We start from the raw sequence: 15,604 nt of genomic DNA, 5'->3' as shown, positions 1-15,604 counted from the left end.
TCCTGGCTTGATGGTAAGCAATCGCGTCCGCGACGTATGCTGTGGTCACGATGCCAGCAGCAGGTCCAGCCGTATCGAACCAGGACATGGCCGCCTCGGCAGCGCCGCGCCCGTCCCTGGTCTGGCGGCTGCTGCTGGCCGGCGTGCGGCCCGACGACAGCGCCACCACCCGGCGCAAGATGCTGCAGGTCAACGCCGGCGCGCTGATGACTGTGCTGGCCATCGTGGTCTACAACCTGGCCTTCTGGGTGTCGGGCAATGCGGCGCTGATCTCCTCCGGCCTGTGGCAACTGCCGGCGGCCGCACTGGCACCGCTGACCTGGTGGCTCAATGCCCAGCGGCGGCTGTCGCTGGCGCGCTGGTTCGTGATTCTGCTGGCGATGGTGGATGTGCTGCTGGGCATGGGCGGTGGCCAGGGCTCGGTCACCCACATCCACGCGTATTACCTGCTGTTCGCGATCCTGGTGCCCACCATCCTGTCGACCGAGGAGCGCTGGGGCATCGCGCTGCTGGTGGCGGCCAACCTGGGCGCCTATGCAGTCATCGCCCTCGTCGGCTGGCCCGCCCATCCGGACATGGCGCTGCTGCCCGCCGCCTGGCACGAGGGCCTGATGCTGTCGATGCTGATCTCCTGCGTGCTGATCGCGGTGGCCATGACGCTGCTGACGGAGGCCGCGGTGGCCGAGAACGAGGCGCGCCTGCAGACCCTGGCCGGCACCGACGGCCTGACCGGCCTGGCCAACCGCCGCCATTTCCTGCAGGCCTTGAGCCACGAGAGCGAGCGCGCCCGGCGCGAGGGGCGCCAGCTGTCGGTGGCCATCGTCGACGTCGACCACTTCAAGCGCATCAACGACCACCACGGCCACGACATCGGCGACCAGGCGCTGGTGCACCTGGCCAGCCACCTGCGCTCGCTGGTGCGGCCCTACGACGTGCTGGCGCGCATTGGCGGCGAGGAGTTCGCGCTGCTGCTGCCCGACACCCAGCTGCGCGAAGCGGTGGCGGTGACCGAGCGATTCCGCGGCACGCTGGCCGGCTCGGCGCTGCTGATCGACGGCCGGCCGCGCACACTCACCGTCAGTGTCGGCGTCGCCCAGCTGGGCCGCCACGAGACGGTGGACGACTGGCTGCGCCGCGCCGACCAGGCCCTCTACACCGCCAAGCACGACGGCCGCAACCGCGTGCGCGTCGCGGCCTGAGCGGGCCGGGCGCTCAGAGGATGTAGCGCGACAGGTCCTGGTTGCGCGCCAGCTCGCCCAGCCGGGCGGCCACCATCTCGGCGTCGATGCGCACCGTCTGCCCGCTGCGGTCCGGGGCCTCGTAGCTGATCTCGTCGAGCAGCCGCTCCAGCACCGTGGCCAGGCGGCGCGCGCCGATGTTCTCGGTGCGCTCGTTGACCTCGAAGGCCACCTCGGCCAGCCGGCGGATCGCGTCGGCGCCGATCTCCAGCGTCACGCCTTCGGTGGCCAGCAGCGCCTGGTACTGGCGGATCAGGTTGGCGTGGGTGCTGCCCAGGATGGCCTCGAAGTCCTCGACCGACAGCGGCTGCAGCTCCACCCGGATCGGGAAGCGCCCCTGCAGCTCGGGGATCAGGTCGCTGGGCTTGGCCAGGTGGAAGGCGCCGGAGGCGATGAACAGCACGTGGTCGGTGCGCACCAGGCCGTGCTTGGTCTGCACGGTGGTGCCTTCCACCAGTGGCAGCAGGTCGCGCTGCACGCCCTGGCGCGAGACATCGGCGCCCTGGGTGTTGGCGCGCGCGGCGACCTTGTCGATCTCGTCGATGAAGACGATGCCGTTCTGCTCGGCGTTGGCCACCGCGCGGGCGCGGATCTCGTCCTCGTTGACCAGCTTGGCGGCCTCCTCGTCGGCGAGCTGGCGCAGCGCCTCCTGGATGCGCAGCTTGCGCGTGGTCTTGCGTCCGGCGCCCATCTGGCCGAACAGGCCCTTGAGCTGCTCGGCCATGTCCTCCATGCCGGCGGGCGCCATGATGTCGACGCTGGCGCGCGGCTCGGCGAGCTCCAGCTCGATCTCCTTGTCGTTCAGCGCGCCCTCGCGCAGGCGCTTGCGCATGACCTGGCGGGCGGTGTTGTCGGGCGCCGGTGCCGGCGCGACAAAGCCCAGCTCGGCGCCGCCGCGCGGCGGCGGCACCAGCACATCCAGGATGCGGTCCTCGGCGGCGTCCTCGGCGCGCAGGCGGGCGCGCTTGAGGGCGGCCTCGCGCTCCTGCTTCACCGCCACCTCGACCAGGTCGCGCACGATGGTGTCGACGTCCTTGCCGACATAGCCCACCTCGGTGAACTTGGTGGCCTCGACCTTGACGAAGGGCGCATCCGCCAGCCGCGCCAGGCGGCGCGCGATCTCGGTCTTGCCCACCCCGGTGGGGCCGATCATCAGGATGTTCTTGGGCGTGATCTCGGCGCGCAGCTTCTCGTCGACCTGCTGGCGCCGCCAGCGGTTGCGCAGCGCGATCGCCACCGCCCGCTTGGCCGCCTGCTGGCCGACGATGTGGCGGTCCAGTTCGGAGACGATCTCCTTGGGCGTCATCGTCATGGGGCCCTCCTGGCGCTGGGCGCAGCCACCTGCGGCCAGGACCGTGCGCGACTCATTCAATCACCTCGATCGTGTGGTGCTGGTTGGTGTAGATGCAGATCGTGCCGGCGATTTCCAGCGACTGCTTGACGATCTGCGCGGCGTCCAGCGTGGTGTGGTCCAGCAGCGCCATCGCCGCCGCCTGCGCATAGGCGCCGCCCGAGCCGATGGCCACCAGGCCGCGTTCGGGTTCGAGCACGTCGCCGTTGCCGGTGATGATCAGCGAGGCCTCGCGGTCGGCCACCGCCAGCATGGCCTCGAGGTTGCGCAGGACCTTGTCGGTGCGCCAGTCGCGCGTCAGCTCGATCGCGGCGCGCACCAGGTGGCCGCCGTGCTTGGCCAGCTTGTCCTCGAAGCGCTCGAAGAGGGTGAAGGCGTCGGCGGTGGCGCCGGCAAAGCCGGCGAGGACCTGGTCGTGGTGCAGCCGGCGCACCTTGCGGGCGCTGGCCTTGACAACGATGTGGCCCAGTGTGACCTGGCCGTCGCCGCCGAGCGCGACCTGCCAGCGGCCGTCGGGCCGCTGGCGTCGCACGCTGACGATGGTGGTGCCGTGGTACGAATCCATGGGTGAAATGGTAAGGGGAAGTGCAAGGCCCGCCGACCGTCACAGGCTGCCAACCCGCCTCCAGCCGGCGCCTGGGGTGGGGCCGGCCCTGAGGTCAGGCGCGACCGGCCGGCCGCGTGCGGGCCCTATGCCGCGCGCAGATGCACCGGCGCGTGCTCGCCGATGCCCATCGCGCCGAACATCGCGGCCACCAGGCGGTGCACCTCGATGAAGCTGATGTGCCGGCCCTCGCCCTTGCGGGCGATGATCCAGTTCAGCAGGTCGCCGGCGGCGATGAAGTCGACGCGGATCAGCAGCGCGCAGGAAATGCGCACCACCTGCGCGCCGCCCAGCTTGGCGTCCAGCGTCTTGAGCACCACGCCCAGGTCGCCCGACAGCTGGCCGGAGAGGTCCAGCGTGGTGACCGCCACGCCATGGTGGTGGTCGCCGCCCTGGATGGTGGTGACCGCATCGCCCACCACCGACAGCGACGAGGCGCGGGTGTTGGCCGCCGAGCTGCCCACCCGCGCGACGCAGCGGCTGGGCTCCCAGCTGGGCGGTGAGACCTCGTAGGTCACGCAGTAGTCGATCGCCACCTCGTCGAACTGGTCGGGGCGGTTGGTCAGGCGCAGCGCCTCCAGGCGGGCCATCCAGAAGCCCGGGTCGGCGTCGCGCACGCCCACCGGCGCTGCTTCGCCCAGCGCCGCGAACAGCCGGTCGGAGGCCAGCCAGCGCATCTGCAGCGGCTGCGCGGCCCACTCCCGGCACAGCCGGGTCAGCTGGTTGGCGGCGTCGGGCTGCACGCGCTGCAGCGCGGTCCAGTCCAGCACCCAGGGCTGGGGCAGCTGCAGGCAGCGGCTGGTCAGGTCGGTCAGGGCCGCGGCGTCCAGCGTGGGCGGGCAGACCCAGCCGATCTCGCTGTCCTTGGGCTGGGGCGCCAGCATGCCGCTCTGTGCGGCGTCGGCCACCAGACGCGGCAGCGAATACCACTGCGGCGGCGAGGTCTGGAAGCGGTGACCGTACTCGGCGACCAGGGTCTCGAAGCGCTGCATCTGGCCGGTGGCGCGGTACAGGTCGAACAGGGTCAGCCAGGTTTCGGCGTTCTCATGGCGGGCGCCGCCCGGGCCGACCAGCGTGACCAGAGCGCGCTCGGCATGGGCGAAATCGGCGTTGGCGAAGGCGATCACCGCCTCGTCCAGGTCGTGGTCGTGCACGACTTCCGAGACCTCGACCAGCGGCATGGTGTCGCCGTGGCGCACCTGCAGCGCGGGGGCGACGGCCTCGGTCAGCGTGGGCGCCGAGCGCAGCGCGGCCTCGTCGGCCGGCATCATCATCATCGGCCGGGTGTTCTCGTCCAGGCCGTCCACCACCATGCCGGCGGGGATGGTGGCGGCACCGTCAGGACTGGCGGTGTCCACCCGGCGGGCGCTGGCGGGTGCGGGCCGGGCCGGCACCGGGCGCACCGGCGGCGCGCTGCCCACCATCTGCTGCTCGATGGCGTCGATCTTGGCCTTGACGCCGACGTCGGCGCCGCCGGGCGGCTGGGTCGGCCGGACCTCGGAATCGTCGATGTTGGACGAGGCGTCGAGCGCCGCCGCCTGCTCGGGCGTCAGGCCCTCGCGGCGGATGCGGCGCAGCATGTTGAGCTCGCGCTTGCGGACGAAGTCGTTGCGCCGCTTGCGCTCGATCATCGCCTTGAGCTCGGCCTTCTCGGCCTCGGCGAACTGGCTGCCGCCGCTGTCGGCGCCCGGACCGACCAGCTCCCGGGTGGGCGAGGACATCATCCGCACCACCCGGCTCAGCACGCCTTTGCCTTCGTCGCGGCTGGCCATGGTGGGCGCTCCTGAACTGCTGCGCTGCCCGGCGATCAGTCGCCGAACATCTTCTGCTTGAGCTCGCGACGCTGCTGGGCTTCCAGCGACAGCGTGGCGGTCGGGCGGGCCAGCAGACGGCCCAGGCCGATCGGCTCGCCGGTTTCGTCGCAGTAGCCGTAGTCGCCGGCATCGATGCGGGCCAGCGACTGGCTGATCTTCTTCAGCAGCTTGCGCTCGCGGTCGCGGGTGCGCAGCTCCAGGGCGTGCTCTTCCTCGATCGTGGCGCGGTCGGCCGGGTCGGGGACGATCGAGGTGTCCTCGCGCAGGTGCTCGGTGGTCTCGCCGGCGTTGGAGAGCAGGTCGTCCTTGAGCGCCTGCAGCCGGGTACGGAAGAACTCCAGCTGCTTGTCGTTCATGTACTCCGAGTCGGGCATGGCCAGCAGCTCAGGCTCGCTCAGGTCGCGGCCGGCCTTGGTCTTCCAGGCGTTGGCCAGCTTGGGGTCCGCCTTGGCGGCGGGCTTCAGGGCAGTCATCGGTTCGGGGTCGGTCCGGGGGGCAGGTTTCTTGGGCGAGAAACGGTCAGAGAAGCTCGCCCGCGACACGGCGGGCGGGGCGGTGGTTCGGTCGCTGGGGCGGGCAGCAGGCACTGCCGGCTCGGCCGCAGCCTTCTTGGCGGCGGCCGGGGCCTTGGCGGCAGGCTTCTTGGCTGCCGCTGTGCTGGCGCTCTTGGCCGGGGTCTTGCTCACGTTGGTCTCCTCGCCACGTCGCTCGAACATCGAGGGGTGTTATACCCCTGTTGGCCCGGCGGATGTGGTGCAACCGCCACGTTCGGGCGCGCGGATTGTAGCGATCCGGCACTTCAACGCAGCTGACAACGCAGCCGAGGGGCGCACGATCAGGCCACACAGCCTTCCAGGCCCTGCAACAGGATGTCGCGTGGCAGGTCGATGCCGATGAAGACCATCTTGCTGGTCTTGGCTTCGCCGGGGGCCCATTTGGGCCCCAGGTCGGAGCCCATCAGCTGGTGCACGCCCTGGAAGATCACCTTGCGATCGCTCCCCTTGAGCCACAGCACGCCCTTGTAGCGCAGCATCTTGGGGCCGTAGACCTGGACGATCGCGCCCAGGAAATCCTCCAGCTTGGACGGCGACAGCGCCTTGTCGCTGCGGAAGACGAAGGACTTCACGTCGTCATCGTGGGCGTGATGGTGGGGGTGGTCGCAGTGCTCGCCGTGCTCGTGATCGTGGTCATGGTGGTGGCCGTGACCCTGGCCCTCGGTGAGGAAGTCGGGGTCGATGTCGAGCTTGGCGTTGAGGTTGAAGCCCTTGAGATCGAAGACCTCGGTGATCGGCACCTCGCCGAAATGCACCGCGCGCTGCGGCGCGCGCGGGTTCATGTGCTTGAGGCGGTGCTGCAGCGCGGCCAGGTGGTCGGCGTCGACCAGGTCGGACTTGCTGATGAAGATCTGGTCGGCAAAGCCCACCTGGCGGCGCGCCTCCTGGCGGTCATTGAGCTGCTGCTCGGCGTGCTTGGCGTCGACCAGGGTCAGCACCGAATCCAGCAGGTAGCTCTCGGCCACCTCGTCGTCCATGAAGAAGGTCTGGGCCACCGGGCCGGGGTCGGCCACGCCGGTGGTCTCGATCACCACGCGGTCGAACTGCAGCTCGCCCTTGCGGCGCTTCATCGCCAGGTCGGCCAGCGTGGAGCGCAGGTCCTCGCGGATCGTGCAGCAGACGCAGCCGTTGCTCATCTGGATCACCTGCTCGTTGGTGTCCGAGACGAGGATGTCGTTGTCGATGTTCTCCTCACCGAACTCGTTCTCGATGACGGCGATCTTCTGGCCGTGCGCCTCGGTGAGCACGCGCTTGAGCAGGGTGGTCTTGCCCGAGCCGAGGAAGCCGGTCAGGATGGTGGCGGGGATCAGGCCGTTGGACATGGGGTCGGGGATCAGGTGGGCAGGCGGGGCAGATGGGGGCGCCCCGCACGGGTTCAAGGGGCCGCCACTCTGAGCCCGCAGGATGGGGCTGTCAAGCACTGTCAAACGGATCGGGTATTCTCGGACCATTCCCACTGCCGGCACACGACGTGTCCGAACCGCCTTCCCCACGACCGCCGCGCGGTGGTCGTCCGGCCACCGCTGACAAGCGGGGCCTGTTCGAGCGCCTGGTCGAGTTCGTCCTGCCCGGGCCCGACTCCAAGGCCGAGCTGATCGAGACCCTGGCCGAGGCCGAGCAGCGCGAGCTGATCGAGCCGCAGTCGCGCGCCATGCTCGAAGGCGTGCTGCGCATGGCCGACATGGCGGCCGGCGACGTGATGGTGGCCGAACCCCGCATGGACGTGCTCGACATCGACGCCCCGTACGAGGAGCTGCTGGCCATGGTGATCGACACCGGCCACTCGCGCTTTCCGGTGATCGAGGGCTCGCGCGACAACATCATCGGCATCCTGATGGCCAAGGACCTGCTGAAACTGCAGCGCGCGCCCGAGCTGAACCTGCGCACGCTGCTGCGACCGGCGGTGTTCGTTCCGGAGAGCAAGGGCCTGAACGAGCTGCTGCGCGACTTCCGCTCCAACCGCAACCACCTGGCCATCGTCATCGACGAGTTCGGCTCCACCGCCGGGCTGATCACGATCGAGGACGTGCTGGAGGAGATCGTCGGCGAGATCGAGGACGAGTTCGACGAGGCCGATGCCGCCAGCGGCGTCTACACGCTGGCCGACGGCAGCCTGCGGGTGGCCGGCGACGCCGACATCCGCACCGTCAACGAGGCCTTCGCGGCGCAGTTCCCCGAGGACGCCTTCGACACCATCGGCGGCCTGCTGGCCCATGAACTGGGCCGGGTGCCGCGGCGTGGGGAATCGGTGGTGCTGGGCGGCTTGGACTTCAACGTGATGCTCACCCGCGGCGGCGCCGTGCGCTGGTTCCGCGTGCGGCGCCTGCCGGCCGACGCCGCCCACACCGCGTGACGCTCTCGTCCCGGCAGGCCCTGGCGCTGGCGGCGCTGGCGGGCGTGGTCCACACCGCTTCTTTTGCCCCGCTGAACGCGTACTGGCTGCAGCCGCTGGCGGTGGCCGCGCTGGTGCTGCTGTTGCGCACGGCCACGCCAGGCCAGGCCTTTGTGCGCGGCTGGGCCTTCGGCAGCGCCTGGCTGGCCAGCGGCCTGTGGTGGCTCTACATCAGCATGCACGACTTCGGCGGCCTGCCGGCGCCGCTGGCGGCGGCCGCGGTGGGGCTGCTGGCGCTGGCGCTGTCGCTGTACCTGGCGGCGGCGATGGCGGCCTGGGCGCGCTGGCGCAGCGGCCGGCCGATGGCCGATGCGGCGGGTCTGGCCGGCCTGTGGCTGCTGGCCGAGCTGGCGCGGGCGCAGTTCCTCACCGGCTTTCCCTGGATCGCCTCGGGCTATGCCCATGCCGACGGCCTGCTGGCGGCGCTGGCGCCCTGGGGCGGCGTCTATGCGATGGGGGCGCTGGCGACGCTGCTGGCCGCGCTGCTGGTGCTGGGGCGAGGGGCCTCGGCCAACGCCTGCCGCCTGCTGGCGATGGGGTTGCTCGCGGGCCTGATGGCCTTGCCGCAGCACTTCACCGAGCCGGCTGGCGAGCTGACGGTCAGCCTGCTGCAGCCGGCGGTGCCGCAGGACCTGAAGTTCGACCCCGAGCGCCTGGGCGCCAACATGCAGGCGCTGCAGCAGCAGCTGCATGCGGCGAGCGGCGCGCTGGTGGTGACGCCCGAGTCGGTGCTGCCGATCCCGCGCGACCTGCTGGACGAGGGCTACTGGGCGGGCCTGACCGCGCCCTTCCGGCAAGGCGACCGGGCGGCGCTGATCGGCACCTTCGTGGGCAACGAGCGCGACGGCTTCGTCAACGCGATGGTTGGCGTGCAGCCTGGCGCCAGCCCCGACTACGAATACGGCAAGCGCCACCTGCTGCCCTTTGGCGAGTACATCCCGCCGGGCTTTCGCTGGTTCGTTGACCTGATGCGCATTCCGCTGGGCGACCAGGCCAGCGGCCACCATGGTGCGTCCTTTGCGGTGGCTGGCCAGCGGGTGCGGCCCCTGATCTGCTACGAGGACCTGTTCGGCGAGGACTTTGCCGACGCGGTGGTCGGCCCGCAGGCCGCCACGCTGCTGGTCAATGCCAGCAACCTGGCCTGGTTCGGCCGCTGGATGGTGCAGGACCAGCACCTGCAGTTCTCGCGCCTGCGCGCGCTGGAATTCCAGCGCCCGCTGGTGCGCGCCACCAACACCGGTGCCACCGCGGTGATCGACCACCGCGGCGTGGTCACGCAGCGCCTGCCCGCCTGGCAGGAGGGCACGCTCGACGCCACCGTGCAGGGCCGCCGCGGCGACACGCCCTATGCGCGCTGGCTGGCCGCCTGGGGCCTGTGGCCGCTGTGGGGACTGGCGGCCGCGCTGCTGGGTGCGATGCGGATGGGCGCGCTGCTGGCCGGGCGCCGCCGGGTCGCCCCGTAGAATCAAGGGTTTTCCCATCACGATGGACACCGTGCGCCCGGGCGCGCGGTGCGCGACCGGCCGATGCTCACCTTCCAGCAACTCATTCTCCGCCTCCAGGACTACTGGGACGCCCAGGGCTGCGCCCTGCTGCAACCGTACGACATGGAAGTGGGTGCGGGCACCAGCCACACCGCCACCTTCCTGCGCGCGCTGGGCCCTGAGCCCTGGAAGGCCGCCTACGTGCAGCCCAGCCGCCGCCCCAAGGACGGCCGCTATGGCCAGAACCCCAACCGCCTGCAGCATTACTACCAGTACCAGGTGGTGCTCAAGCCGGCGCCGGCCAACATCCTCGAGCTCTACCTGGGCTCGCTGGAGGCGCTGGGTTTTGATCTGAAGAAGAACGACGTGCGCTTCGTCGAGGACGACTGGGAGAACCCCACGCTGGGCGCCTGGGGCCTGGGCTGGGAGGTCTGGTTGAACGGCATGGAGGTGACCCAGTTCACCTACTTCCAGCAGGTCGGCGGCATCGACTGCAAGCCCATCACCGGCGAGATCACCTACGGCCTGGAGCGCCTGGCCATGTACCTGCAGGGCGTGGAGAACGTCTATGACCTGCAGTACGCCCCCGGCGTGCGCTACGGCGACGTGTTCCTGCAGAACGAGATCGAGCAGAGCACCTACAACTTCGAGCACAGCAACGTCGAGTTCCTGCTGCACGCCTTCGGCGCGCACGAGGGCAATGCGCAGCAGCTGATGCAGGCGCAGCTGGCGCTGCCGGCCTACGAGCAGGTGCTCAAGGCGGCGCACACCTTCAACCTGCTGGATGCGCGCGGCGCGATCAGCGTGACCGAGCGGGCGGCCTACATCGGCCGCATCCGCAACCTGGCCCGCAGCGTGGCGGCCAGCTACCTGGACAGCCGCGCCCGCCTGGGCTTCCCGATGGCCCCCAAGGCCTGGGCCGATGAAGTGATCGCCGAGCTGGCCGCCAAGGCCGAGAAGGCCGCCAAGAAAGAAGCAGCCTGAACACCATGAGTCACGCCAACCTCCTCGTTGAACTCTTCGTCGAAGAACTGCCGCCCAAGGCGCTGAAGAAGCTGGGCGAGGCTTTTTCGTCGGTGCTGGCCGCCAGCCTGAAGGCCCAGGGCCTGGCGGCGGCCGATGCCGCGGTCACCTCGTACGCGTCGCCGCGCCGCCTCGCGGTGCAGGTCGCCGGTGTGGCGAGCCAGGCCGCTGACAAGGCCCAGCAGATCAAGCTGATGCCGGTGGCTGTGGCCCTGTCCGCCGATGGCCAGCCCACGCCCGCGCTGCTCAAGAAGCTGGCCGCGGTGGGTGCCGACGCGTCGGTCGTGCCGCAGCTCAAGCGGCTGCCCGACGGCAAGGCCGAGGCCCTGTTCCTGGACAGCGTGGTACCCGGCGCCAGCCTGGCCGAGGGCCTGCAGAAGGCGCTGGACGAAGCGATTGCCAAGCTCCCGATTCCCAAGGTCATGACCTACCAGAAGGCCGACGGCTGGAGCGACGTCAAGTTCGTCCGCCCGGCGCACCGCCTGATCGCGCTGCATGGCGAGCAGGTCGTGCCGGTGCAGGCGCTGGGCCTGAGCGCCGGCCGCGAGACGCTGGGCCACCGCTTCGAGGCGACGGTGCCGGTGGTCCAGATCGAGAGCGCCGACAGCTACGCCCGGCAACTGCGCGAGCAGGGCGCTGTGATCGCCAGCTTCGATGAGCGTCGCGCCGAGATCGTGCGCCAACTCACCGCCGCAGCGGCCAAGGAAGGCCTGACCCCGATCGAGGACGAGGCGCTGCTGGACGAAGTCACCGCGCTGGTCGAGCAGCCCAATGTGCTGACCTGCCACTTCGAGCAGGCGTTTCTCGACGTGCCGCAGGAGTGCCTGATCCTGACGATGAAGGCCAACCAGAAGTACTTCCCGTTGCTGGACGGCCACGGCAAGCTGACCAACACCTTCCTGATCGTCAGCAACATCGCGCCGGCCGATGCCAGCGCGGTGATCCAGGGCAATGAGCGCGTGGTGCGCCCGCGCCTGGCCGACGCCAAGTTCTTCTTCGACCAGGACCGCAAGAAGACGCTGGACAGCCGCGTGCCGGGCCTGGCCAAGGTGGTCTACCACGGCAAGCTGGGCACCCAGGGCGAGCGCATGGAGCGCGTGCGCGCGATCGGCCACGCGATCGTCAACCAGCTGCGCATGGCCACCGTGCCCTTCACGGTCGAGGCCAAGGATGAGTTCGATGTGCTCGACTCCAAGGTGCGCGAGGCCGCCACGCTGGCCAAGTGCGACCTGCTGACCGACATGGTGGGCGAGTTCCCCGAGCTGCAGGGCATCATGGGCGGCTACTACGCCCGCGCCGAGGGCCTGCGCGACGGCGTGGCCATCGCCATTGAGGACCACTACAAGCCGCGCTTCGCCGGCGACGCGCTGCCGCGCAACCACAGCGGCACCGTGGTGGCGCTGGCCGACAAGCTGGAAACCCTGGTGGGCCTGTTCGGCATCGGCCAGTTGCCCACCGGCGACAAGGACCCGTTCGCGCTGCGCCGCCACGCGCTGGGCGTGATCCGCATCCTGGTCGAGAAGAACCTGCCGCTGGATCTGTCCGAGCTGCTGAAAGCCGCCGTGCCCTGCTTCGGTGAGCTGATCCAGGACCCGAGCGAGGCACTGGCCGGTTTCTTCGCCGACCGCCTGGCTGTCTCGCTGCGCGACCAGGGCTACAGCGCCCAGGAGGTCGACGCGGTGCTGGCGCTGGCGCCGCAGCGCCTGGGCGACATCCCGCGCCGCCTGGAGGCCGTGCGCGCCTTCGCCGCGCTGCCCGAGGCCACCTCGCTGGCCGCGGCCAACAAGCGGGTGGGCAACATCCTGAAGAAGATCGAGGGCGCGCTGCCCACCGCAGTCACCGACGCGCTGCTGCAGGAGCCCGCCGAGCAGGCGCTGGCCGCCGCGATCGCCCAGGTGCAGCCGGTGGCCGACCGCCTGTTCGAGCAGCACGACTACGCCGGCTCGCTCAAGGCCCTGGCCGCGCTGAAGGCGCCGGTCGACGCCTTCTTCGACGGCGTGATGGTCAATGCCGACGACGCCGCACTGCGCGCCAACCGCCAGGCGCTGCTGAACCGCCTGCACCAGGCGATGAACCGCGTGGCCGACCTGTCGCGCCTGGCGGCCTGACACCGCACCGCCATGCAAGCGCCCAAGCTGATCATCATCGGCCGTGACGGCATCCTCAACCGCTTCCGCGACGACCACGTCAAGGATCCGGCCGAGTTCGAGCCGCTGCCCGGGGCGCTGCAGGCCGTGGCCCGCCTGAACCATGCCGGCTGGCATGTGGTGGTGGCCACCAACCAGGCGGGCATCGGCCGCGGCATGATCGACATGGCCGCGGTCAACGCGGTGCACCGCCACATGATGAAGCTGCTGGCGGCGCAGGGCGGGCGGCTGGATGCGATCTTCTTCTGCCCGCATGCCCCCGAGGACGACTGCGCCTGCCGCAAGCCGCTGCCCGGCATGATGCGCGAGATCGGCGAGCGCTATGGCGTCGACCTGGCCACGGTGCCGATGGTGGCCGACACCCTGCGCGACCTGCAGGCCGCCCAGGCCGCCGGCTGCCGCCCGCACCTGGTGCGCACCGGCCGCGCGGCCCTGGTCCACGAGGCCGAGCTGGCGCAGTGGCAGCAGACCGTGCCCGGGACCGTGGTGCATGCCGACCTGGCGGCGCTGGCCGAGCACCTGCTGGGCGGTGGCGCAGCGCCCGTTTCCTCCTGAATCCCGTCATGCAACGTCTGTCCTGGCTGCTGCGCTCGTCGCTGTTCTTTCTCTGGCTGGTGGTGACGGTGATCCCCTGGGCCACCTTTGTCGTGCTGGTCTCGCTGTTCGTCAGCTCCACCACGCTGTACTGGATCTGCGCCGGCTGGCTGCGCCAGGCGATCTGGGCGGCGCGCTGGATCTGCGGCGTGCGCTGGCGCGTGCAGGGCATGGAGAACGTGCCGCCCGCCAGTGACGGCCAGGCGGCCGTGCTGCTGGCGCCCAAGCACCAGAGCACCTGGGAGACCTTTGCCTTCCCGATGCTGATGCCGCACCCGCTGGCCTATGTGTTCAAGCGCGAGCTGCTGTGGATCCCGTTCTTCGGCTGGGCCATCGGCAGCCTGGACATGATCCACATCGACCGCAGCCGCCGCTCCGAGGCCTGGCGCAAGGTGGCCGAGCAGGGCCAGCGCATCATGGGCAAGGGCAGCTGGGTCATCATGTTCCCCGAAGGCACGCGCACGCCGCGCGGCAGCCAGGGCGACTACAAGACCGGCGCCAGCCGCCTGGCCATCACCACCGGCGTGCCGATCGTGCCGATCGCGGTGGCCTCGGCGCGCTGCTGGCCGCGCAAGAGCTTCCTGCTGCGTCCGGGCGTGATCGAGGTCTCGATCGGCCGGCCGATCCCGGTGCAGGGCCGCCAGCCCGATGAGCTGATGCGCGAGGTCGAGGCCTGGATCGAGGCCGAGATGCGCCGCATCGACCCCGAGGCCTACGCCGCCTGAGCCTCGTAGAATCGGCGGCCATGCCCACCCCGATGGCCGACGCCTGGCAGCTGTCGCTGTTCGACGCCCCCGAGCCGGCGCCCGCGCCCGGCGCGTCCGCGCCGGCTGCCGCCGGGCCCGTGGCCGTGCCCGCCTCGGTGGGGGCTGCACCCGCATCCGCACCAGCACCGGCTCCGGCGCCCAGCGCCGACTACCGCCACCCCCAGGCCGATCGCTCGCTGCGCCTGGGCGAGTGCCTGGTGGCCTACCAGCTGCGCCGCGCGCGGCGCAAGACCATCGGCTTCATCGTCGACGGCGACGGCCTGGTGGTCAGTGCGCCACGCTGGGTGTCCTTCGGCGAGATCGAGGCCGCGCTGCGCGAGAAGGCCACCTGGATCCTGCGCAAGCTGGCCGAGCAGCGTGACCGTCGCCGCCGTGTCGAGGCCGCCCGGGTCGAATGGCGCGACGGCGCCGGCCTGCCCTTCCTGGGCGAGACCGTGATCCTGGTGCTGGACCCGCGGGTGGCCGGCGCCCAGCTCAACACCGGGGGCCAGGCGCTGCCCGGCGTGCCGCGGCTGACGCTGCACCTGGGTCTGCCGCAGCAGGCCGAGCCGGCGCAGATCCGCGACCTGGTGCAGAGCTGGCTGCAGCGCCAGGCGCGCCGAGTCTTCGAGGAGCGCTGCGCCCACTTCGCCCAGCGCCTGGGCGTGACGGTGCGCCGGCTGTCGCTCAGCGCCGCCCAGACGCGCTGGGGCAGCGCCTCGCACGACGGCTCGGTGCGGCTGAACTGGCGCCTGATCCATTTCGGCCTGCCGGTGATCGACTACGTGGTCGCCCATGAGCTGGCCCACCTGCGCGAGATGAACCACAGCCCGGCCTTCTGGGAGGTGGTGCGCTCGGTCGTGCCCGACTACGAGCAGGTGCGCGGCAGCCTGCGCGCCGAGGTGTTACCGCCGCTGTGAGGCCGGCACGGGCGGGCGCATCCCCCCAAAGAGGGATGGCGCAGCGCAGCATGTCTTGGCAAAGTGACACCTGATTCGCTGTCATCAGCTCTCCAAGAGCGGGCGAGGTCCAGGGAGGATCGTGTGACACCACACATCAACGCCGATGGTCACCCCATCGGCGTTTTTTTTGCCTCGGCACGCCACAGGGGCCATGGCGTAGACTTCCGTTGACGTGAACGTCAACCAGCGCCCATGAGTCCAGCCCGCCCTGCCACCGCCGTCCGCCCCCGGGCTCCCGTCGATGACGCGGGCACCCGCACCTTCACGATCACCGAGCTGGCCCAGGAATTCGACATCACGCCGCGCGCGATCCGCTTCTACGAGGATGTCGGCCTGCTCGAGCCCGCCCGCAGCGGCCGCAACCGGGTCTACACCCACCGCGACCGCACCCGGCTCAAGCTCACGCTGCGCGGCAAGCGCCTGGGCCTGTCCCTGCTGGAGATCAAGCAGCTGGTCGACATGTACGACTCCGGCACCGACGACCGCCCCCAGCTGGAAGCCTTCCTGCTGGTGCTGGGCGAGCACCGCCGACAGCTGGAGCAGCAGCTGGGCGACATCGAGGTCACCCTGGCCGAGATCGGCCAGCATGAGGCCCGCTGCCGCAGCCTGCTGGGACTGGCCGTGCCGGCCCGGCGCCGCCGCACACCGCGCGGCGGGTGAGCTCTGCCGGTCGTCCGGGCTGCGTAGACAGCCAG

The 15,604-nt window shown here is 70.7% G+C and carries 14 protein-coding genes; 9 read left to right on the top strand and 5 right to left on the bottom strand.

Annotation, left to right across the window (positions count from 1 at the left end; all coding sequences use genetic code 11):
- The first annotated feature begins 86 nt into the window (after positions 1–86).
- Complete coding sequence (locus KAK03_RS21335; RefSeq protein WP_210856721.1) at positions 87–1,199, top strand: GGDEF domain-containing protein; 1,113 nt, start codon at positions 87–89, stop codon at positions 1,197–1,199.
- A gap of 13 nt (positions 1,200–1,212) precedes the next feature.
- Here KAK03_RS21335 and hslU read toward each other — a convergent pair whose 3' ends face one another.
- From hslU to KAK03_RS21310, 5 genes are all read right to left on the bottom strand, one after another.
- Positions 1,213–2,550 carry an ATP-dependent protease ATPase subunit HslU gene (gene hslU / locus KAK03_RS21330; RefSeq protein WP_210856720.1) on the bottom strand — a complete coding sequence of 446 codons (1,338 nt, stop codon included), beginning with the start codon at positions 2,548–2,550 and terminating at the stop codon, positions 1,213–1,215.
- A 52-nt stretch (positions 2,551–2,602) separates the two neighbouring features.
- The gene (gene hslV, locus KAK03_RS21325) at positions 2,603–3,154 is read right to left on the bottom strand and encodes an ATP-dependent protease subunit HslV (protein WP_210856719.1); all 552 of its coding nucleotides are present in this window, start codon (positions 3,152–3,154) and stop codon (positions 2,603–2,605) included.
- A 125-nt stretch (positions 3,155–3,279) separates the two neighbouring features.
- On the bottom strand, positions 3,280–4,965 hold the full coding sequence (locus tag KAK03_RS21320; RefSeq protein WP_210856718.1) for an STAS domain-containing protein: 1,686 nt from the start codon (positions 4,963–4,965) through the stop codon (positions 3,280–3,282).
- 35 nt (positions 4,966–5,000) lie between these two features.
- A complete protein-coding gene (gene dksA / locus KAK03_RS21315; RefSeq protein ID WP_247661326.1) occupies positions 5,001–5,723 on the bottom strand; it encodes an RNA polymerase-binding protein DksA in 723 nt (240 codons plus the stop codon).
- 119 nt (positions 5,724–5,842) lie between these two features.
- Positions 5,843–6,883, bottom strand: a complete 1,041-nt coding sequence (locus tag KAK03_RS21310; RefSeq protein WP_210856717.1) for a CobW family GTP-binding protein — start codon at positions 6,881–6,883, stop codon at positions 5,843–5,845.
- A 149-nt stretch (positions 6,884–7,032) separates the two neighbouring features.
- On the opposite strand from KAK03_RS21310, the gene KAK03_RS21305 reads away from it, so the two are divergent.
- The 8 genes from KAK03_RS21305 to KAK03_RS21270 all read left to right on the top strand — a co-directional run bounded on the left by KAK03_RS21305 (position 7,033) and on the right by KAK03_RS21270 (position 15,569).
- Positions 7,033–7,914: a CorC family transporter gene (locus KAK03_RS21305; RefSeq protein ID WP_310738695.1), complete on the top strand. Its 882-nt coding sequence runs from the start codon at positions 7,033–7,035 to the stop codon at positions 7,912–7,914.
- Positions 7,911–9,416, top strand: coding sequence for an apolipoprotein N-acyltransferase (gene lnt / locus KAK03_RS21300; RefSeq protein WP_310738694.1), 1,506 nt, complete (start codon positions 7,911–7,913; stop codon positions 9,414–9,416). Before KAK03_RS21305 ends, lnt begins: the two co-directional genes overlap by 4 nt.
- 63 nt (positions 9,417–9,479) lie before the next feature.
- Entirely contained in the window at positions 9,480–10,421 is a 942-nt protein-coding gene (glyQ, locus tag KAK03_RS21295; protein ID WP_210856715.1) for a glycine--tRNA ligase subunit alpha, read from the top strand.
- A gap of 5 nt (positions 10,422–10,426) precedes the next feature.
- A complete protein-coding gene (gene glyS, locus KAK03_RS21290; protein WP_210856714.1) occupies positions 10,427–12,568 on the top strand; it encodes a glycine--tRNA ligase subunit beta in 2,142 nt (713 codons plus the stop codon).
- Positions 12,569–12,580: 12 nt separating this feature from the next.
- Positions 12,581–13,162: a D-glycero-beta-D-manno-heptose 1,7-bisphosphate 7-phosphatase gene (gene gmhB / locus KAK03_RS21285; RefSeq protein WP_210856713.1), complete on the top strand. Its 582-nt coding sequence runs from the start codon at positions 12,581–12,583 to the stop codon at positions 13,160–13,162.
- An 8-nt stretch (positions 13,163–13,170) separates the two neighbouring features.
- A complete protein-coding gene (locus tag KAK03_RS21280; protein WP_210856712.1) occupies positions 13,171–13,926 on the top strand; it encodes a lysophospholipid acyltransferase family protein in 756 nt (251 codons plus the stop codon).
- Between the two features lie 20 nt (positions 13,927–13,946).
- A complete protein-coding gene (locus tag KAK03_RS21275) occupies positions 13,947–14,867 on the top strand; it encodes a M48 family metallopeptidase (protein WP_210856711.1) in 921 nt (306 codons plus the stop codon).
- Between the two features lie 234 nt (positions 14,868–15,101).
- The gene (locus tag KAK03_RS21270; RefSeq protein ID WP_210856710.1) at positions 15,102–15,569 is read left to right on the top strand and encodes a MerR family transcriptional regulator; all 468 of its coding nucleotides are present in this window, start codon (positions 15,102–15,104) and stop codon (positions 15,567–15,569) included.
- Positions 15,570–15,604 lie beyond the last annotated feature (35 nt).

This window comes from Ideonella alba, from assembly GCF_018069845.1.
Taxonomy (GTDB): Bacteria; Pseudomonadota; Gammaproteobacteria; order Burkholderiales; family Burkholderiaceae_C; genus Ideonella; species Ideonella alba.
The sequence above is the reverse complement of the archived record's forward strand: the minus strand, read 5'-3'. Positions and strand labels throughout refer to the sequence as shown.